The organism is Allostella sp. (genome assembly GCF_041913585.1).
Lineage (GTDB): Bacteria > Pseudomonadota > Alphaproteobacteria > ATCC43930 > Allostellaceae > Allostella.
The window spans coordinates 39890-57984 of the sequence record NZ_JAYSFE010000009.1; the positions used below are offsets into that span (position 1 = coordinate 39890).

Consider the following 18095-nt stretch of genomic DNA (forward strand, 5'->3'; position numbering starts at 1 on the left):
GCGACCTTCAGGCGAGCGGGCGGATGCAGCGCACCTGCCGCCCGTCGCCGGCGACGCGGATGTCCGGCACGGCGGCACGGCAGTCCGCGTCTGCGAGCGGGCAGCGCGGCTCGAAGCGGCAGCCGGGCGGCAGGGCGTCGAAGCGCGGCACCTGGCCGGCGATGGCCGCGAGCACGCTCGGCCGGTCGACCCTGGGCGTTGTCGCCAGGAGCGCGCGGGCATAGGGATGGGCCGGCGCCCGGAAGAGCGCGTCGGCGGCCGACAGCTCCGCCATCTGGCCCGCGTACATGACGGCGACCCGGTCGGCGACGGCGGCGACGGCGCCGAGGTTGTGGCTGATGAAGATCATCGACATGCCGTTGCGCCGGCGCAGGTCGCGCAGCAGCGCCAGGATCTGCGACTGGATGGTGACGTCGAGGCTGGTGGTGGGCTCGTCGGCGATGATGAGCGCCGGGCGGCAGGCGAGCGCGATGGCGATCATCACCCGCTGCCGCATCCCGCCCGAGAGCTGGTGCGGATAGTCGTCGAGCCGGCGCTCGGGCGAGGGGATTCGCACCTCGTCGAGCAGCCGCACCGCCTCGCGCCGCGCCGCCGCGGCGTCGACGCCGTCGCGCTGGCGGATCGTCTCCTCGAGCTGGCGGCCGACGGTGAGGACCGGGTTGAGGGCGTTGAGCGCCTCCTGGAAGACGACGGCGATGCCGCCGCCGCGCACCCGCCGCATCGCCGCCGGCGGCAGGGCCAGCAGTTCTTCGCCGCGGAAGCGCACCCGGCCGGTCACGGCATAGGCCTGGGGCGGGTCCAGCAGCCGGGTGATCGCGAGCGCCAGCATACTCTTGCCGCTGCCGGATTCGCCGACGATGGCCAGCGTCTCGTCGGCTGCCAGGTCGAAGCGGACATCCTGCAGGATCGGCAGGTCGCCGCCGCGCCGGCGCACCGCCACACCCAGACCCTCGACCCGCAGCAGCGGTTCGCTCGCCGCCATGGTCTCAGACCTCGCGCAGGCGGGGGTCGACGGCGTCGCGCAGGCGGTCGCCGACCAGGTTGAGCAGCAGCACCATGACGAGGATCACGAGGCCCGGGAAGAGCGTCAGCCAGGGCGCATCGTGCAGCAGGTTCAGCCCCTCCAGCATCATGCCGCCGAGCGTCGGGGTGGGTGGCCGCACGCCGAGGCCGAGGAAGCTGAGCGAGGCCTCGATCAGCACCGCGTTCGCGGTCCACAGGGACGCCATGACGGTGAGTTCGCCGATCGTGTTGGGGGCGATGTGCTGCGCCATGATGCGCAGGTCCGACCCGCCGACGGTGCGGCAGGCGTCGACGAACTCGCGGTGGCTGACGGCGATCGCGGAAGACCGCGCGACGCGTGCGAACTTCGGCACCAGCGACACGGCGATGGCCGCCACCAGTTCCGGCACCCCCGGCCCGACCAGCGAGACGATGAGGAGGCAGAGGATCAGGCTCGGGAAGGAGAGCAGGACGTCGATCAACCGCGACACCGCGAGGTCGACCAGCCCGCCCTTGAAGCCGGCCCAGATGCCGAGCGCGCCGCCGACCGCCATTCCGACCAGGGTCGCGCCGAGCCCCACCAGCAGCGAGATGCGGGCCCCCCACAGGATGCGCGAGAGGATGTCGCGGCCGTAGTTGTCGGTGCCGAACCAATGCGCGGCCGACGGCCCCTCCAGCCGCTGCAGCAGATCCTGGTCGGCCGGGCCGTAGGGCGCGACGAGAGGAGCCGTCAGGGCGAGTGCACAGATCGCCAGGAGACCGGCGAAGGCCCAGGCCGCAGCCCGGTTGGGCGCAACGACCGCGATCGCCGCGGCGAGCGTGCTCATCGCACCTTCACCCGCGGATCGACCAGACCGTAGACGAGGTCGGTCGCCAGGTTCACCAGCACGACGATGAAGCAGTAGACGATGGTCAGGCCCTGCAGCATGACGTAGTCGCGGGAGTTGAGGGCGCCGATGATGAGCTTGCCCAGGCCGGGGCGGGTGAAGACGATCTCGGTCACCACCGCGTTGCCCATCAGAATGCCGAAATAGAGCCCGGCCACGGTGACGATCGGCAGCAAGGCGTTGCGGCAGGCGTGGCGGAAGATCACCGCCCGCTCCGACAGCCCCTTCATCCGCGCGGTGCGGACATAGGCCTCCGGCAGCACCTCCAGCATGGCGGCGCGCGAGGAGCGGGCGACGAAGGCGAGGAAGATGATGCCGAGGGTGACGCCGGGCAGGATCAGTGCCTGGACGCGGCCGCCGCCGCCGGCGTCGGGGGCGCTGATCACCGGAAAGAGCGGCAGGTGGATGGCGAAGACGAGCAGGAGGCAGATGCCGAGGAAGAAGGGCGGGCAGGACAGTCCGACCAGCGACCCGAAGCGCGACAGGTAGTCGGGCAGCCGGTTGCGCGCCAGCGAGGCGGCGATGCCGATCGGAACGCCGAGCAGCAGCCCGAAGGCGATGGCGAAGACGGTCAGCTCGATGGTGTAGGGGAGCACCTCCGCCACCTCGGCCGTGACGGCGTGTCCCGAGAGCATGGAGCGCCCGAGGTCGAAGCGCAGGAGGTCGCCGAGGAAGATCCCGTACTGCACGAGGAGCGGCTGGTCGAGCCCGAGCCGCGCCCGCATGGCGACGATCGCCTGCTCGCTCGCGGACTCGCCCAGGATGGCGAGTGCCGGGTCGCCCGGCAGGATGCGGGCGAGGAAGAACACCGCCGACGCGGCCAGCAGCATGGTCGGCACGGCCAGCAGCAGCCGCTTGGCGACGAAGGCCAGCATCGTGGTGTTCTTCTCGTGGGTCCCTGCCGGCGCTACTTCAGCGTCGTCTGTTCCGTCAGCATCGGGCCGAAGCTGATCGACGCCTTCAGCTCATGGCCGAACTCGAGCTTCGTGCTGCGGCCCCAGACCTGGTCCTCGTCGAAGAGCGGGACGGCGCAGACGTTGGCGATGATCTTCTGCTGCGCCTGGTGCCACAGCTCGAGCTGCCGCTTGGGATCCTGCTCGACGCGCGCGGCGTCGATCTCGCGGTCGGCGACGTCGCAATGGCTGAAGTTGGTGACGGCCGTCGGCTTGCCGGGCGCGCTCGCCGAATGGAAGAACTGGGTGAGGAAGATGTCGGCGACCGGGAAGCGGGCGGCGGTATAGACGACCATGGCGCTCAGGTTCTGGCGGATCTGGGCATGCCAGGCCGTATGCTCGATGAGCTGCAGCTCCATGGTGATCCCGGCCTTGGCGAGCTGGGCCTGGAGGAGCTGGTAGGGCTCGACGAAGGAACGGTTCGACCCCAGCACCTTGATGGTGATGCCGTTGGGGTAGCCGGCCTCCTTCAGGAGCTGCTTCGACTTCTCCGGGTCGTAGGCGAAGCGCTCGACCTGGTCGGTGTAGCCGAGATAGCCGAGCGGCACGACCGAGGGGTTGGGGCTGACCACGTCGGCGCCGACGAACTTGACGAAGTCGGCCCGGTTGATCGCGTGCGCGACCGCGCGGCGGACGCGGATGTCGTCGAACGGCTTCATCGTGGTGTTGAGGTTGATGAGCCGCAGCTCGCCCGGCCCGAAGACCTCGATGGCGAGGCCGGGCGTGGACTTCATGCGGTCGACCCAGCGCTGGTCCTTGCGGCCGTAGAAGAGGTCGAGCTCGCCCGAGCGGAAGGCGAGGTCGCGGCTCTCGTTCGCCGGGATGAAGCGGTAGAGGACGCGGTCGACCTTGGGCTTGCCGCGGAAATAGTCGGGGTTGGCGGTGAGCGCCACGAACTGCTTGGCGCGGTACTCCTCGAGCTGGAAGGGGCCGGTGCCGATGGCCTTGGACGTGTACTGCCCGGCCGCTTCCTGGTCGGCCTTGCGGCTGATGACGTAGCCGCCGCGCTGGGCGGTGACGAGGCCGAGCAGCGACGGCACCGGCGTCTTCAGGGTGATGCGCACGGTGCGCGGATCGACGGCCTCGACCTTGTCGAAGGACTTGAAGTCGCTGGCGAAGGCGGAGGTCTTGGGATTGCCGGCCCGTTGCAGGGAGTAGACGACGTCGTCGGCCGTCACCTCGCCGTAGCCGCCATGGAACTTGACGCCCGGCCGCAGCGTGAAGGTCCAGACCAGCCCGTCGGCGCTCTTGGTCCAGGACTGGGCGATGTCCGGCTCGATCCGCGACGGGTCGATGGTGCCCGCGGGGAAGCGGACGAGGCCGCCATAGATCCAGGCGTGGATGACGTTGTCGATCGTCTGCGCCGACATGTGCGGGTCGAGCGAGCCGATGTCGGCGCCGTGGATGCCGACGCGCACCACCTTCTGGGCGGCGGCCGGGCCGGCGGAAAGGGCGAGGCCCGCCGCCACTGCGGCGGCCAGGATGGCCGAACGGGTCGGAAGTGACAGTCGCATTTGCCGTCTCCGTGATGTCTGTGTGGACGCGATCCTCTTCCCGTCGCGGCTCCTTCAGGCGGTCGCGATCGGCTCCCCGTGCTGTCCCGATTCCATCATCTCGCGCAGGCAGCGGTGCAGGCGCCGCGCCATCGGCCCCGGCGTGCCAGGGCCGATGGTGCGTCCGTTGATGCGCACCAGGGGCCGCACTTCGGCCATGGTGCCGCACTCGAACACCTCGTCCGCCGTCAGCAGGTCGTAGGTGGTGAGGCGGCCCTCGACGGCCGGAATGCCCTCGGCGCGGCACAGGCCGAGCAGGGTGGCGCGGGTGATGCCGCCCAGGATGTGGCCCAGCGCCGGGGTGGCGACGGTGCCGTCCTTCACCACGAAGACGTTGCTGCTGTAGGCCTCCGCGACATAGCCCTCGGCGTCGAGCATGAGGGCCGTCTCGGCGCCCGCCGCCTGCGCCTCCAGGTAGGCGAGGATATTGTTGATGTAGTTGCAGGTCTTGGCGCGGGAATCGAACGCGGCGGGGGCCATCCGGCGGACCGAGACGACCTGGGCGGTGATCCCGCGGTTCCACTTCTCCCGGCGGCTCTCGATGCTTTCGTGCTGGGCCATCACGACCACCGTCGGGGCGCCGAGCTGGGCCATGTTGCGGATGCCGAGCGGCCCGGTGCCGCGGGTCACGATCGGTCGGACATAGCCGTTCTCCAGGCCGTTGCGGCGCGCCGTCTCGCAGATGACGTCGCGGAATGCGTCCGGTGCCATTGGAATCTCGAACCCGAGGTAGCGCACGGAATCGTAAAGGCGCTTCAGGTGCTCCTTCAGCAGGAAGACGCGGCCGTTGACGATCTGCAGTCCTTCGAAGGCCCCGTCGCCATAAATGAAGCCATGGTCGAAGACGCTGACCTTGGCGTCGTCCTTTTCCACAAAACGGCCGTTCAGATAGACGATGTCGCCGATCATGCCACCTCCCGCAGGGCCGATCCGCCGATCAGCCGGCAGCAGGCTGGACGCTCGCGCGGCATTTGGTCAAATATCAATTCATGAGCTGGCTATTCATGAACGATATGGGCGGACCGGCGTGAACCTTCGGCAGATCGACGCGTTCCGTGCGGTCATGGAATGCGGGTCCATGACGGCCGCCGCCGCCGTGCTCGGCATCTCCCAGCCGAATGTCAGCCGCCTCATCGCCCAACTGGAGGAGACGATCGGGTTCGCGCTGTTCGAGCGGCGCTCGGGGCGGCTCCTGACGACCGCCGACGGCAGCGCCTTCCATGCCGAGGTCGAGCGGTCCTACAGCGGGTTGCGGCGGTTGCTGCACGCGGCCAGCGACATCAAGGCCTTCAAGCAGGGGCGCCTGCGCATCGCGACCGTGCCGGCGCTGGGCTACGGGTTTCTGCCGCGGGCGATCCGGGCCTTCCGGCAGTCCCATCCGCAGGTGACGATTTCGCTGCAGCTCCGCGGCTCCCCGACCGTCATCCAGTGGACGGAGGCCCAGCAGTGCGACATCGGCATCGCCTCCAACATCGCCGGCATGGCGGGGCTCGACGCCGAGCCGTTCGCGGTGCTGGAGGGTGTCTGCGCCCTGCCGGCCGGCCATCCGCTGGCCAGGCTGCGCACCATCCGCCCGCACCACCTGGAGGGGCTCGACTTCATCTCGCTGCCGCTCGACGACGACGTCCGCGGCCAGATCGACCGTCTCTTCGAGCGTCGCGGCATCGCCCGCGTCATGTCGCTCGAGACGCAGTACAGCGCGACCCTCTGCACGCTGGTGGCGGAAGGCCTGGGCGTCAGTATCGTCAACCCGATCGCGCTCCGCGACTTCGCCCATCGCGGCCTCGTGGTGCGGCGCTTCGAACCCCGCGTCGTCTTCCGCAGTTCGATCCTGGTGCCCCCGCGCCGCCCCCGGAGCCGTCTCGCGGAAGCCTTTCTGGCGACGATGCGACAGGTCTACGAGAGCGAGCGGGACTACATCCGGCAGGTGCTCCGGGCGGGGTAGACGCCGGCCTCGGGGCGGCCGGATCTTCGGCCAGGGGCCGCGCGCGGCAGCGCCGTCCCCCCGGCTACCGCCCTTCCCGCCGCCAGGCGAGCATGAGGGCGCCGAGCGCCAGGGCCATGACGACGATCGCCGGCAGCAGGGCGGCGTCGCGGATGCCGGTCACGACATAGTCGGCGTTGGCGCGGAAGCCGAACCAGTCGCTGCCGGCGAAGGTGCGGCCGGAGCGGACGCGGCGCGGCTCGGGGATGCCCTCGCGGGCGATGTGGAAGATGCCGCCGCCGGTCGCCGCGGCGACCGGCCGCAGCAGGTCGGGCAGGCTGCGCACGTCGGTCAGCTCGCGCGGGTTGAGGGCGCCCGCCGCCGCCAGCGCCGTGCGCTCGCCGTCGCTGACGGTGTAGAGGCCGCTCTCGCGGATCGGCATGGCCACCGTCTGGCGGCCGCCGCCGACATCCTCCAGCCGCACCGTTCGCGCCGGGCCGGTGGGCGGGGTGATCGTCACCGGCGTGTCGCGCGGGTCGAGCGCCCGGCGCTCGACGACGAGGCGGCGGCCGTCGATGCGGGCGCGCAGGTCCTGTTCCTCGAGGTCCGGCTCCTTCATCAGCCAGTAGGCGAGGCGGCGCAGCAGCTCGGCCTGCGGGCCGCCGCCCTCGAAGCCGCGCGCCCACAGCCAGATATGGTCGCTCGACACCTGGGCGACCCGGCCCTCGCCGACCCGGTCGAGGATGAGCAGCGGATCGGCGCCGACGCCGCTCATCAGCACCGCACCGCCGCGGGCCTGCATCGACGCCTGGCGGAACCAGCGGCCCCAGCGCGGTTCGCCGGCCTCGTTGCCCGGCAGTTCGGCCGTGACGGGATGGCGCTCGCCCATCGGCGTGACGCGCGGGCGGTAGCCGAGCTCGTGGACGATGCCCGTCGGCTCGCCCGGCAGCACCTGGCCGAGCGGCGTGCGGTTGAGGCTGAGGGCGGCGTTGCCGACGGCGCCACCCGCCTCCAGGAGGCCGCCGCCGCGGCGGACATAGTTGGCGATGTTCTCGAGATAGAGCTGCGGCAGGATCCCGCGCCGCCGGTAGCGGTCGAAGATGATGAGGTCGAACTCGTTGAGCTTGAGGTCGAAGAGCTCGCGGATCGGGAAGGCGATCAGCGACAGCTCGCGCACCGGCGTGCCGTCCTGCTTCTCGGGCGGCCGCAGGATGGTGAAGTGGACGAGGTCGACCGAGGGGTCGGACTTCAGGATGTTGCGCCAGGTCCGCTCGCCCGGGTGCGGCTCGCCCGAGACCAGCAGCACCCGCAGCCGGTCGCGGACGCCGTTGACGACGAAGGCGCTGCGGTTGTTGTCGAGCGTCAGCTCGCGCGGGCCCGGGTCGGCGACGATCTCGAAGACGGTCGGGCCGCCATGGTCGAGCGTGAGGTCGATGGCGTGCGACGTGCCGAGCGGCACCAGATGCGCCTCCGGCCGGCCGCCGTCCTTGCGGATCACCACCCGGCCCTGGCCGCCGGCGGCGCCCGGCAGGTCCTCGACCCGGAGGACGACCCGCACTGTCTTGCCGACGAGGCCGAAGCTCGGCGTCTGCTCGACGACGAGACGGCGGTCGCCCTCGTCGCGCTCGCCCGTCAGCACGCTGTGGATCGGCATCCCGAAGAGCGGGTGGGACGGGTCCTCGGGGACGTCGTGGACCTGGCCGTCGGTGACCAGCACCGCCCCCGCCAGCCGCTGCCGCGGCACGTCGGAGACGGCCTGGGCGAGTGCCCCGAAGAGGCGGGTGCCGTCGTCGGCCGCCGGGTCGGCGTCGTCGGCCGGGGCGCCGGCGCGGACGATGCGCAGGTCGAGGTTGGGAATGGCGCGGGCGCGGTCGGCGATCGCCGCCTGGGCGGCCTCGGCGCGCTGCATGCGGTCGCCGATCCGCTGGCTCGGCGATTCGTCGATCACCATCACCGCGACGTCGCGTTGCGGCTGGCGCTCCTCCTCGACCAGCGCCGGGTTGGCGAGCGCCCCGAGCAGCACCGCCATCGCCGCCGTCCGCCAGCCGAGCCCGCGGGCGCGGCGGACGAGGCCGAAGGCGACGAGCGGCAGGGCGAGGCCGGCCAGCGTCGCCAGCAGCCACCAGGGCACCAGCGGGGTGAAGGCGACGGTCCACTGGCTCATTGGCCGAGCCGCTCCAGGATGGCCGGGACATGCACCTGGTCGGCCTTGTAGTTGCCGGTCAGGGCATAGGTCACGAGGTTGACGCCGAAGCGGTAGGCCATCTCGCGCTGGCGCTCGCCGCCCGGCACCACGGCGTGGCTGGCGCGGCCGGCGGGGTCGACCGCCCAGGCGGCGGCCCAGTCGTTGCTGCCGATGATGACCGAGGCGACGCCGTCGTTCACCCGCTCGTCGATCTGCTCGACCCAGAGCTGGCCGCCGGCGAAGCGGCCGGGGAAGTCCTGCATCAGGTAGAAGGCCTTGGTCAGGACATGGTCCGGCGGGACCGGGGCCAGCGTGCCGATCTGCAGTCCCTGGGCGAGCTGGCGCAGGCGCCGCATGCCGCCGCCGGTGACGGCGGAGGCCGCGCCCATGCCCTGGTCCTGGGTGTCGAAGAGGATGGTGCCGCCGTTCTTGAGGAAGGTGTTGACCCGCACCACCGCCTGCGGCGACAGGGCCGGCTGCTCGGCCGTCACCGGCCAGTAGAGGAGCGGGAAGAAGGCGAGCTCGTCGCGCTCCAGGTCGACCTCCATCGGCTCGGCCGCCTCGATCGAGGTCCGCCGCGACAGCACGGTGCTGAGGCCGCCGAGGCCGGCCCGGCTGGTCGCGTCGACGGCCGGGTTGCCGGTGCGCACCGAGGCGAGCCGCGTCTCGGTCGTGGCGCGGAGCGCGAACTCGTCGCCGGAGAGGCGCTGGGCCGCACCCTCGCCGGGGGCGCCGGCGGCGACGAGGCCGGCCAGGACGGCGGCCGCCGTCGCCGGGCGCAGCCGGCCCGGCCGCAGCAGCCCGCGCAGGGCGTAGCCGATGACGAGGTCGACCAGCGCCAGCAGGAAGGCCGCGACCAGCAGCCAGGGGCGGAGCGCGATCTCGGTGGCGCCGCCGTAGCGCCCGACCTGGGCGCCGGCCGGGAGCGCGGCCAGGGGCGCGATCTCGGTCACCGACTGGGTCAGGTTGAGGGCGCGCCGCGACTGCTGGGTGCCGTAGAACCCGGGCGGATGGCGCGGGCCGACCACGGTGGCGGCGAAGGCGCCGGCCGGGATCGCCGTCGCCGCGGCGGCGGCGGCCTGCGGCCGGGCGAAGCCGTCGAGCAGTTCGAGGGGCGGCAGCACGCCGTCCGCAACGGTCGAGGCGACGCCCTCGCTCATCGCCACCACCCGCTGCAGCATGGCGACGAAGAGGCCGGAGAGGGCGAGGTTCGACCATTCGGTGTTGGCGGTGGTGTGGACGAGCGCCAGCCAGCCGCGGCCGCGCTGCTCGCCGGTGACGATCGGCGTGCCGTCGGCGAGCTTGGCCCAGCTCTTCTGGTTGAGGTCGAGGGCAGGTTCCGCCAGCACCTGGCGCTCGACGGTGACGTCCTTCGGCACCGGGATGCCGGCGAAGGGGCTGGCGGCATCGAACTCCGCGAGCGGCGCCGGCCTCGACCAGGAGAGCGCGCCGCCGAGCTGGCGGTCGCCGCGGCGCAGCGTCACCGGCACCAGCGGGTCCGGGTTCTGGGCGAGGGTGGGGCCGGCGAAGCGCAGCAGCACGCCGCCCTCCTCGATCCAGCGCTGCAGCCGCTGCTGGTCCTGCGGCGTCGGCTGGGCGCTGTCGGGCAGCGCGATCACCGCCAGTTCGCGGCGCAGCAGCTCGGCCACCGGGCCGATCCGCACCTCGGCGAAGGGCTGGAGCGCGCGCTGGAGGTAGTGGAGGTCGCTGAGCAGCGGTTGGCTGGCGTCGAGGGTGCCGGCGAAGGCGACGCCGACCGGCCGCCGGCGCCAGCGCTCGTCGACCAGCACCGTGCCGCCGACCGCGTTCTCGCCCTCGATCTCGACGCGGTGGATGCGGTTGCGCAGTTCGAGCGGCAGGTCGAGCCGGACCTCGGCCGCGCGCCGGCCCGGCGCCAGCACCGCTTCCTCGCGGGCGAGCAGGCGGCCGTCCTCGGCCGTCGCGCGGACGAAGAGCCGGTCCTCGCCGATGTCGGTCGCGCGCCGCACCGGGACCATGAGTTCGCCCGCCTCGGTCCGCGGCGGCAGCGCCAGCCGGGCGAGGCGACCCGGCTCGTCGAGCAGGATCTGGAGGCCGCCCAGCCGTTGCAGGCGCTCGCCGAAGGCGGCCGCCCCCGGCCCGTCGAGGCCGTCGGCGAGCCAGACGACATTGGCCGAGCCGTCGAGCCGCAGGGCCGCCACCCGCTCGGTCGCGGCCGCGCGGTCGACCGGCCACGGGCGCGGCGCCAGGGCCTGGGCGGCGAGACGGGCGTCGGCGGCGCGCATCGGCTCGGCCGGGCGCGGCGGCTCGCCGCCCGGCAGGGGGGCCGTCGTCAGTAGCAGCACCCGCCGCCCGGCGCGCTCGGCGCGGTCGATGACGTCGGCCATCGCCGCCTGCCGCTCGCGCCAGTGGCGGGCCGCCGCCCAGCCGTCGTCGACGACCAGCACCAGGGGGCCGCTGCCGGTGAGGCCGGCCTGCGGGTTGAGGAGCGGCTGCGCCAGCGCCACGATCGCCAGCGCCGCCAGGAGCATGCGCAGCAGGATGAGCCAGAGCGGCGTCTTGGCGGGCGTCTCCTCCCGCGGCCGCAGGTCGAGCAGCAGCCGGATCGCCGGGAAGGCGACCCGCCGCGGCGCCGGCGGCGTCACTCGCAGCAGCCACCACAGGACCGGCAGCGCGGCAAGGCCGGCCAGCGCCCAGGGGGCGGCGAAGGCGAGCGCGCCCAGCGTCAGCATGGCCGGGCGCTCCCCGGCGCGCGGAGGACGGGGGGCCGGCCCGTCACGGCCCGACCCGCTGGGTGAGGGCCTGGAAGAGGGCGAGCAGTGCCGCCTGCGGCGGCTGGTCGGTGTGGTGGACGATGTGGGTCCAGCCGGCGGCGCGCGCGATGTCGCCGAGGCCGGCAGTGTGGGCCCGCATCCGCTCGACATAGGCGTCGCGCACCGTCTCGACCCGGGCGAGCAGCAGGTTCCCCTCCTGCTCCAGCCCTTCGAAGCGCACCCGGCCGGCGAACGGCAGGGTCGCCTCGGCCGGGTCGACGATCTGGACGAGATGGCCGCGCAGGCCGGCGCCGGCGAGCCGGCGGACGATCGGGTCGACCTCGGCGAGCGGCGCCAGGAAGTCGCCGATCAGGACCGTGCGGGCGTGCCGCGGCAGCGGCTCGATCGCCGGCAGGCCGGCCAGTTGCTGGCGGCGGTCGGCGACCTGCTGGGTGATGCGCTCGACCGCGAAGCGGCCGGCGACCGGCCGCTGGCCGCCGCCGAGCAGCGCCACCCGCTCGCCGGCGCGGGCGAGCAGGGCGGCCAGCGCCACCAGCAGCAGCTCGGCCCGGTCGAGCTTGGTCGGCAGGCCGGCATCGCTGCCCCACGCCATCGACGGCGAGGCGTCGCGCCACAGCCAGACGCTCTGCGCCGCCTCCCACTCGTTCTGGCGCACGAACAGGCGCTGGCTGCGCGCCGACTGGCGCCAGTCGACGGCGGTGGCGGCGTCGCCGAACTCGAAGTGGCGGTACTGCCAGAAGGCGTCGCCCTGGCCGACGCGCCGCCGCCCGTGGACGCCCTGGACGACGGTCGCCGCCACCCGCTCGGCCGCCACCTGCAGGGGCGGCAGGCGGGCCGCCGCCTGCTCGGCACGGTGGCGCAGGCGCAGGGTCGCGGCGTCGGCCATCGCGGGGGGCGGTCCTAGCGCAGCGGTTCGGTCAGGCGGTCGATGACGCCGCCGATGGTGACGCCGTCGGCGCGCGCGGCGAAGCTGAGCGCCATGCGGTGGCGCAGGATCGGCTGCGCCAGCGCCACCACGTCGTCGATCGACGGGCTGAGGCGGCCGTCGAGCACGGCGCGGGCGCGTGCCGCCAGCATCAGCGCCTGGCTGGCGCGCGGGCCGGGCCCCCAGGCGACGTGCCGGCGCACCTCCTCGATCTCGGAATGGTCCGGCCGGCCGGAGCGGACCAGCGTCAGGATCGCCTCGACCACGCTCTCGCCGACCGGGATGCGGCGGACGAGGCGCTGCGCCGCCATCAGGTCGGCGGGATTGAGCACGCCCGACGCCGTCTCCTGCTCGGCGCCGGTGGTGGCGATCAGCATCCGCCGCTCGGCCTCGAGGTCGGGATAGGTGACGTCGATCTGCAGGAGGAAGCGGTCGAGCTGGGCTTCCGGCAGGGGATAGGTGCCCTCCTGCTCCAGCGGGTTCTGGGTCGCCAGCACATGGAAGGGCCGCGGCAGCGCGTGGTAGCGGCCGGCGACCGAGACCCGGCCCTCCTGCATCGCCTGGAGGAGGGCGGACTGGGTGCGCGGGCTGGCGCGGTTGATCTCGTCGGCCATCAGCACTTGGGCGAAGACCGGCCCCTCGATGAAGCGGAAGCTGCGCCGGCCGCTCTCGTCCTCCTCCAGCACCTCCGAGCCGATGATGTCGGCCGGCATCAGGTCGGGCGTGCACTGCACGCGCTTGTCGTCGAGGCCCAGCACGGTGCCCAGGGTTTCGACCAGCCGCGTCTTGGCGAGGCCGGGGACGCCGATGAGGAGGCAGTGGCCGCCGGCGAGCAGGGTGATGAGCGCTTGATCCACCACCTCCTGCTGCCCGAAAATGACCCGGTGGATGCGCTCGCGCACCATCGCCAGGCGTTGCCCGAGGGCATCGACCTCGGCCACGAGGGCGGGCGTGTCGGAGTCGGCGAGGACGCTGGTGACGGTCACGGGATCGTCTCTCCTCGTAACGGGGTCGGTCCGGGACGGCCGGCCGCCATGGAGCGCAGCATGGTCGGGCGGAACGCCGGAGACGAATCTAGCACGAGCAATAAGGATGCCGAGACGCTTGCACGACAAATCGGCGTGATGGGCGACGGATCCGGCCCGCGACCGGGCGCGGGCGGCCGCGCCCTGGGCGGGCCGGCGGAGGATTGCGGCGATTTCGACATGCGCATCGCGCGGGACGGCACCTGGTACTATCGCGGCTCGCCGATCGGCCGGAAGCCGCTGGTCAAGCTCTTCGCCACCGTGCTGCGCCGCGACGCCGACGGGGGCTACTGGCTGGTCACCCCGGTCGAGCGCGGCCGGATCGCCGTCGACGACGCCCCCTTCGTCGCCGTCGCCATGACGGCCGCGGGGGCGGGGCCCGGCCAGCGCCTCACCTTCACCACCAATCTCGACCATAGTGTGACGGCGGGGCCCGACCATCCGATCCGGGTGGCGGTCGACCCTGACACGGGCGAGCCCAGTCCCTATGTCTTGGTGCGCGACGGGCTGGAGGCGCTCATCGCGCGCCCGGTCTTCTACGACCTCGTGGAACTGGGCGAGGAGCGGGACGGGGACGGGATGCGGGAGCTGGGCGTATGGAGCGGCGGGACCTTCTTCACGCTGGGGCGGATCGAGTCGTGACGGCGCCGCCGTCGGGGCCGGCGCGCCCGCGCATCGACCGGCAGTTCGTCACCGCCCGCTTCCCCGCCGTGCGCGGGGCCGAGCCCGACCCGCCGCCGCGGCGCGGCTGGGCCTTCGCCACCCCGCGCGGCGACCACGACCTCAACCCCGGCTCCCCCCTGCCGGAGCGGCTGACGCCGGCCGCCGTCCTGGTGCCGCTGGTCGAGCGGCCGCAGGGCTTCACCATCCTGCTCACCCAGCGCACCGCCCACCTGCACGACCATGCCGGCCAGATCAGCTTCCCCGGCGGCCGCGTCGACCCGTGCGACACCGACGCCGAGGCCTGCGCGCTGCGCGAGGCGGCGGAGGAGGTCGGGCTCGACCGCGGCGTCGTCGACCTCGTCGGCCGGCTCGACCGCTACGTCACCGGCACCGGCTTCGAGGTCGTCCCGGTGGTGGGCTTCGTGCGCCCGCCCTTCGAGGTCCGGCCCGACCCGTTCGAGGTCGCGGACGTCTTCGAGGTGCCGCTCTCCTTCGTGCTTGACCCCGCCAACCACCGCCGCGAGAAGCATGTCCGCCGCGGCGAGGAGCGGCACTTCTACGTCCTGCCCTACGAGAACCGCTACATCTGGGGCGCCACGGCGGGGATGCTGGTCAACCTGGCCGAGGTGCTGCGGGCCGACGGCCTCGGGGCCGGGCTGCCGGGGACGCCGTGACCCGCATCCTCCTCACCATCGTCCTGCCGCTGCTGGCGCCCGCCATCCTCTACGCCGCCTGGTTCCTCCTCGCCCGCCGCTCGGCCGCGGCCCGCGCCGCCGATCCCGACGCGCCGCCGCCGCGGGTGCCGTGGATGGCGCTCTTCCTGTCGGGCGCGGCGCTGGCGGCGGCGAGCCTGCTCTGGATCGCCGCGACCGGCGGCGACGCGCCGTGGGGCGACCACCGGCCGCCCGCCTTCCGCGACGGCGCCGTCGTCCCCGGCGGCTCCGGCTGAGGCGAGGGGAAGGGAGGGGGCGATGGACCCGCGCGGGTGCCTCCTGCCGCAGCCCTGGATGACGGCGTCGGCGACCCGCCGGGTGCTGCGCGCGGTCGAGGCGGGGGGCGGGCGCGCCCGCTTCGTCGGCGGCATGGTGCGCGACGCGCTGCTCGGCCGGCCGATCTCCGACATCGACCTCGCGACCGACCTCGCGCCCGAGCGGGTGATGGAGCGGCTGGCGGCGGCCGGCATCCGCGTCGTGCCGACCGGCCTCGCCCACGGCACCGTCACCGCCGTCCTCGACGGCCGGCATTTCGAGATCACCACCCTGCGCCGCGACGTCGAGACCGACGGCCGCCACGCCCGCATCGCCTATACCGACGACTGGGCCGAGGACGCGCGCCGCCGCGACTTCACCATCAACGCCCTCTTCGCCGACGGCGACGGCACCTTCTACGACCCGGCCGACGGGCTCGACGACCTCGTCCGCCGCCGCGTCCGCTTCGTCGGCGAGCCCGACCGCCGCATCGACGAGGACGTGCTGCGCCTGCTTCGCTACTACCGGATGCTGGCCCGGCTCGGCCTGCACGGCATCGACGAGGCCTCGCGCGCCGCCTGCCGCCGCCATGCCGGCCGCCTGCCCGGCCTCTCGGGCGAGCGGGTGCGCGGCGAACTCGAGCGCATCCTCGGCGTCCCCGACCCGCGCCCCGTCCTGGCGATGCTGGCCGAGGACCGCATCCTCGTCCCCGTCCTCCCGATGCTCTCGGCCTTCGCCCGCACCGCCCGCCTCGTCCTCCTCGAGCCCGCCCCCGACTGGCTGCGGCGCCTGGCCGCCCTCCTCGACGGCGGCGAGGCCGAGGCGCGCGAGGCCGCCCAGCGCCTCCGCCTCTCCCGCCACGAGACGGCCCGGCTCGTCGCACTCGCCGGCCCCTGGACCGAAGCCGACCTTCCCGCTACCCCCCGCGCCGTCCGCGACCGCCTGCACATGGCCGACGAGACCCGCCTGCGCGACCGCGCGCTCCTGGCCGCCGCCGACGGCCAGGACACGGACGGCCGCGCCTGGGAGGTGGTCGCGGCCGCCGCCGTCACCCCCCGCCCGGTGTTCCCGCTCAAGGGCCGCGACCTGCTGGCGCTGGGCGGGGTCCGCGGCCCCGAGGTCGGCCGGGTGCTGGCGGCGGTCGAGGCGTGGTGGGCCGAGGGGGACTATGCGGCCGATCGGGAGGCGTGCCTGCGGGAGGCGGTGGGAAAGTCCAAGAGAGCCTCATGCTGACGCCGTCAAGCCCATTGCCCGAGTTGGCGCTTCAGAATACGACTTCCAGTACAAAGTATTTCGATCGGACGCTCATTACGCTCGCCGGTGCCGCTGTGTCCCTCGATTGTATTTGAGGTGAGGAAAACTTCTATTTGACTATCGAGTAGATTCTTCGTCCCAAGCGAAGTCGAAGGACGCGACGGCGTCGACCACGGGCTCCATTTGGCGGGGGGATCGTAGCTCGTTCATCCCAGCGCCCCCGCCCACATCCCCGGCGTCATCCCGTAGGCGCGCTTGAACTGCCGGGTCAGGTGGCTCTGGTCGGCGAAGCCGGAGGCGGCGGCGGCTTCGGCGAGGGGGAGGCCGGAGCGGATGGCGGCGCGGGCGCGGTCGAGCTGGCGCATGGTGCGGAAGCGCGACGGGCTGGTGCCGTAGGCCTCGCGGAAGCGGCGGGCGAGCGTCCAGCGGTCGAGGCCGGCGATGCGCTCCAGCTCGGCGGCGGAGAAGGGGCGGGCCGGGTCGTCGGCCAGCGCCCGGCGGACGCGGTCGAGCGCCGCCAGCGGCAGCGGGCGGGGCGGCGGCGCCGGGTCGCCGGCGGCGGCGACCAGCATGTCGGCGACGGCCGCCACCGCCTCGACCCCGGCCAGGCCTGCCAGCGGCCGGTCGAGGCGCCACAGGTCGGCCGGCAGGCGGGCGGTGCGGCCGTCGAGCACGCCGCCCGGCACGAAGGGCAGCGGCCGGCCGCCCAGGGCCGCCTGGATCAGCGCCGGGTCGATATAGGCGATGCGGTAGGCGAAGCCCTCGGCGGTGCCGGGGCGGCCGTCATGCAGCTCGTCCGGGTGCAGGACATGATACTGGCCGGGCAGGCAGACCCGGGCCTCGCCGCGGTAGCGGAAGGACTGGATGCCGGCCACCGTCCAGCCGACGGCATAGGTGTCGTGGCGGTGCGGGGCATAGGCGCGGCCGACGAGGCGCACCGCCAGCCGCTCGATGCCGGGCGTGCCGGGACCGCTGGCGATGGTGGCCGAGGCCCCGCCGCCCGCCATGTCCTCCGGGCCGTGGCACAGCCCTTCAAGACGGCCTCCGCCGCCGGGTCGCATGGTCGCTGCCATGGACACGACCTTAGCAGCGGCGGGCATCCTCGGGCAGGGGGCGGCCGGCGCCGGGATCGCCGGGCCGGCGGCGGAACTCGCGGCCTCGGCCGCGGGCCTGCTGCTGGCGGCGCTGGCGGTGATGGCGAGCCCGGGGCCGACGACGATGAGCGTCGTCGCCGTCGGCGCCGCCTTCGGCTTTCGCGGCGCGCTGCCCTATCTCGCCGCCGTCTCGGCCGGCACCATCCTGGTGCTGCTGGCGCTGGCGGCCGGCATCACCACGGCGTTGCAGGCGGTGCCGGGGCTGGCGCCGGTGCTCGCCGCCGCCTCGGTCCTCTACATGCTGTGGCTCGCCTGGCGGATCGCGACGGCACTGCCACCGGGGACCGACGGTGCGGGCGCGGTGCCGACGCCGGCGGGCGGGCTGCTGCTGGCGCTGGCCAACCCCAAGGCGTGGCTGGCGCTGGGCGCCGTCGTCGCCGGCCACCGGCTGGCGCTCGCCCCGCCGCTGGTCGAGGTCGCGGCCCGCATCGCCATCCTCTCGACCCTGGTGGTGCTGGTCCATTTCGCCTGGCTGGCGGCGGGGGCGGCCATCGCCCGCCGCCTGCGCCGGCCGCGGACGGCGCGCATCGTCAACGCCGCGCTCGCCGCCGCGCTCGCCGCCGCGGCGCTGGCCGGGTTCGCGGGCGGAACCTAGTCCGGCCCGCACCCTTCCGGCCGGGGGTGAGGACCGGCCAGCAGCGCCGCCAGCGCCGCGCGGTCGACCTTGTCGAGCGCCGTCCGCGGCAGTTGCGGCAGGATGTGGACCCGGTGCGGCGCCCGCCCGGCACCGAGCCGGGCGACGAGATGGCGGTGGAGCTCGGCCGCCGTGCAGGGTGCCCGCAGCACGACGGCGACCGCCACCATGCCGCCGGACCGGGCCGCGGCCAGTCCCACCGCGGCCGCCTCGGC

The 18095-nt window shown here is 73.8% G+C and carries 16 protein-coding genes and 1 pseudogene; 6 read left to right on the plus strand and 11 right to left on the minus strand.

Features of this window, described 5'->3' with window-relative positions; translation table 11 throughout:
• Positions 1-7 precede the first annotated feature (7 nt).
• From ACE3Q3_RS03240 to ilvE, 5 genes are read right to left on the minus strand one after another with little or no spacing between them, the layout of a single operon-like run.
• A complete protein-coding gene (locus ACE3Q3_RS03240; protein ID WP_374441722.1) occupies positions 8-982 on the minus strand; it encodes an ABC transporter ATP-binding protein in 975 nt (324 codons plus the stop codon).
• Between the two features lie 4 nt (positions 983-986).
• The gene (locus ACE3Q3_RS03245; protein ID WP_374441725.1) at positions 987-1829 is read right to left on the minus strand and encodes an ABC transporter permease; all 843 of its coding nucleotides are present in this window, start codon (positions 1827-1829) and stop codon (positions 987-989) included.
• Positions 1826-2764 carry an ABC transporter permease gene (locus ACE3Q3_RS03250; RefSeq protein ID WP_374441727.1) on the minus strand — a complete coding sequence of 313 codons (939 nt, stop codon included), beginning with the start codon at positions 2762-2764 and terminating at the stop codon, positions 1826-1828. The genes ACE3Q3_RS03245 and ACE3Q3_RS03250 overlap by 4 nt, the downstream gene beginning before the upstream one ends.
• A gap of 32 nt (positions 2765-2796) precedes the next feature.
• Positions 2797-4356 (minus strand): ABC transporter substrate-binding protein, encoded by a 1560-nt coding sequence (locus ACE3Q3_RS03255; RefSeq protein ID WP_374441730.1) that lies wholly within the window; start codon positions 4354-4356, stop codon positions 2797-2799.
• Between the two features lie 54 nt (positions 4357-4410).
• Positions 4411-5304, minus strand: a complete 894-nt coding sequence (ilvE, locus tag ACE3Q3_RS03260; protein WP_374441732.1) for a branched-chain-amino-acid transaminase — start codon at positions 5302-5304, stop codon at positions 4411-4413.
• Between ilvE and ACE3Q3_RS03265 the strand changes: the two genes are divergently transcribed.
• Complete coding sequence (locus tag ACE3Q3_RS03265; RefSeq protein WP_374441736.1) at positions 5303-6340, plus strand: LysR substrate-binding domain-containing protein; 1038 nt, start codon at positions 5303-5305, stop codon at positions 6338-6340. The two genes, ilvE and ACE3Q3_RS03265, sit on opposite strands and share 2 nt — an antisense overlap.
• 64 nt (positions 6341-6404) lie before the next feature.
• Here ACE3Q3_RS03265 and ACE3Q3_RS03270 read toward each other — a convergent pair whose 3' ends face one another.
• The 4 genes from ACE3Q3_RS03270 to ACE3Q3_RS03285 are packed head-to-tail and all read right to left on the minus strand — an operon-like array spanning position 6405 to position 13087.
• On the minus strand, positions 6405-8483 hold the full coding sequence (locus tag ACE3Q3_RS03270) for a hypothetical protein (protein ID WP_374441739.1): 2079 nt from the start codon (positions 8481-8483) through the stop codon (positions 6405-6407).
• Entirely contained in the window at positions 8480-11215 is a 2736-nt protein-coding gene (locus tag ACE3Q3_RS03275; protein ID WP_374441742.1) for a DUF4159 domain-containing protein, read from the minus strand. The genes ACE3Q3_RS03270 and ACE3Q3_RS03275 overlap by 4 nt, the downstream gene beginning before the upstream one ends.
• Positions 11216-11258: 43 nt before the next feature.
• Positions 11259-12143: a DUF58 domain-containing protein gene (locus ACE3Q3_RS03280; RefSeq protein ID WP_374441745.1), complete on the minus strand. Its 885-nt coding sequence runs from the start codon at positions 12141-12143 to the stop codon at positions 11259-11261.
• Between the two features lie 14 nt (positions 12144-12157).
• Complete coding sequence (locus tag ACE3Q3_RS03285; RefSeq protein ID WP_374441763.1) at positions 12158-13087, minus strand: AAA family ATPase; 930 nt, start codon at positions 13085-13087, stop codon at positions 12158-12160.
• 219 nt (positions 13088-13306) lie between these two features.
• On the opposite strand from ACE3Q3_RS03285, the gene ACE3Q3_RS03290 reads away from it, so the two are divergent.
• The 4 genes from ACE3Q3_RS03290 to ACE3Q3_RS03305 are packed head-to-tail and all read left to right on the plus strand — an operon-like array spanning position 13307 to position 16071.
• Positions 13307-13849 carry a DUF1285 domain-containing protein gene (locus ACE3Q3_RS03290; RefSeq protein ID WP_374441748.1) on the plus strand — a complete coding sequence of 181 codons (543 nt, stop codon included), beginning with the start codon at positions 13307-13309 and terminating at the stop codon, positions 13847-13849.
• Positions 13846-14544: a CoA pyrophosphatase gene (locus ACE3Q3_RS03295; protein ID WP_374441750.1), complete on the plus strand. Its 699-nt coding sequence runs from the start codon at positions 13846-13848 to the stop codon at positions 14542-14544. Before ACE3Q3_RS03290 ends, ACE3Q3_RS03295 begins: the two co-directional genes overlap by 4 nt.
• Complete coding sequence (locus tag ACE3Q3_RS03300; RefSeq protein WP_374441753.1) at positions 14541-14819, plus strand: DUF6111 family protein; 279 nt, start codon at positions 14541-14543, stop codon at positions 14817-14819. The genes ACE3Q3_RS03295 and ACE3Q3_RS03300 overlap by 4 nt, the downstream gene beginning before the upstream one ends.
• 22 nt (positions 14820-14841) lie before the next feature.
• Positions 14842-16071, plus strand: a complete 1230-nt coding sequence (locus tag ACE3Q3_RS03305) for a CCA tRNA nucleotidyltransferase (protein ID WP_374441755.1) — start codon at positions 14842-14844, stop codon at positions 16069-16071.
• A gap of 227 nt (positions 16072-16298) precedes the next feature.
• Here the strand turns inward: ACE3Q3_RS03305 and ACE3Q3_RS03310 are convergent, their stop codons facing one another.
• On the minus strand, positions 16299-17099 hold the full coding sequence (locus ACE3Q3_RS03310; RefSeq protein WP_374441758.1) for an AraC family transcriptional regulator: 801 nt from the start codon (positions 17097-17099) through the stop codon (positions 16299-16301).
• Positions 17100-17163: 64 nt separating this feature from the next.
• On the opposite strand from ACE3Q3_RS03310, the gene ACE3Q3_RS03315 reads away from it, so the two are divergent.
• Complete coding sequence (locus ACE3Q3_RS03315; protein ID WP_374441760.1) at positions 17164-17841, plus strand: LysE family translocator; 678 nt, start codon at positions 17164-17166, stop codon at positions 17839-17841.
• Here ACE3Q3_RS03315 and ACE3Q3_RS03320 read toward each other — a convergent pair.
• Positions 17838-18095: pseudogene (locus tag ACE3Q3_RS03320) on the minus strand (hypothetical protein); the annotation flags it as partial. The gene ACE3Q3_RS03315 and the pseudogene ACE3Q3_RS03320 overlap by 4 nt on opposite strands.

Bases quoted from the DNA above. Each gene is read 5' to 3' on its own strand.
- ACE3Q3_RS03270 (WP_374441739.1), bottom strand. From the start codon at position 8,483: ATGAGCCAGTGGACCGTCGCCTTCACCCCGCTGGTGCCCTGGTGGCTG.
- ACE3Q3_RS03245 (WP_374441725.1), bottom strand. From the start codon at position 1,829: ATGAGCACGCTCGCCGCGGCGATCGCGGTCGTTGCGCCCAACCGGGCT.
- ACE3Q3_RS03275 (WP_374441742.1), bottom strand. From the start codon at position 11,215: ATGCTGACGCTGGGCGCGCTCGCCTTCGCCGCCCCCTGGGCGCTGGCC.
- ACE3Q3_RS03285 (WP_374441763.1), bottom strand. From the start codon at position 13,087: ATGGTGCGCGAGCGCATCCACCGGGTCATTTTCGGGCAGCAGGAGGTG.
- ilvE (WP_374441732.1), bottom strand. From the start codon at position 5,304: ATGATCGGCGACATCGTCTATCTGAACGGCCGTTTTGTGGAAAAGGAC.
- ACE3Q3_RS03240 (WP_374441722.1), bottom strand. From the start codon at position 982: ATGGCGGCGAGCGAACCGCTGCTGCGGGTCGAGGGTCTGGGTGTGGCG.
- ACE3Q3_RS03255 (WP_374441730.1), bottom strand. From the start codon at position 4,356: ATGCGACTGTCACTTCCGACCCGTTCGGCCATCCTGGCCGCCGCAGTG.
- ACE3Q3_RS03250 (WP_374441727.1), bottom strand. From the start codon at position 2,764: ATGCTGGCCTTCGTCGCCAAGCGGCTGCTGCTGGCCGTGCCGACCATG.
- ACE3Q3_RS03265 (WP_374441736.1), top strand. From the start codon at position 5,303: ATGCCACCTCCCGCAGGGCCGATCCGCCGATCAGCCGGCAGCAGGCTG.
- ACE3Q3_RS03305 (WP_374441755.1), top strand. From the start codon at position 14,842: ATGGACCCGCGCGGGTGCCTCCTGCCGCAGCCCTGGATGACGGCGTCG.
- ACE3Q3_RS03290 (WP_374441748.1), top strand. From the start codon at position 13,307: ATGGGCGACGGATCCGGCCCGCGACCGGGCGCGGGCGGCCGCGCCCTG.
- ACE3Q3_RS03280 (WP_374441745.1), bottom strand. From the start codon at position 12,143: ATGGCCGACGCCGCGACCCTGCGCCTGCGCCACCGTGCCGAGCAGGCG.
- ACE3Q3_RS03315 (WP_374441760.1), top strand. From the start codon at position 17,164: ATGGACACGACCTTAGCAGCGGCGGGCATCCTCGGGCAGGGGGCGGCC.
- ACE3Q3_RS03310 (WP_374441758.1), bottom strand. From the start codon at position 17,099: ATGGCGGGCGGCGGGGCCTCGGCCACCATCGCCAGCGGTCCCGGCACG.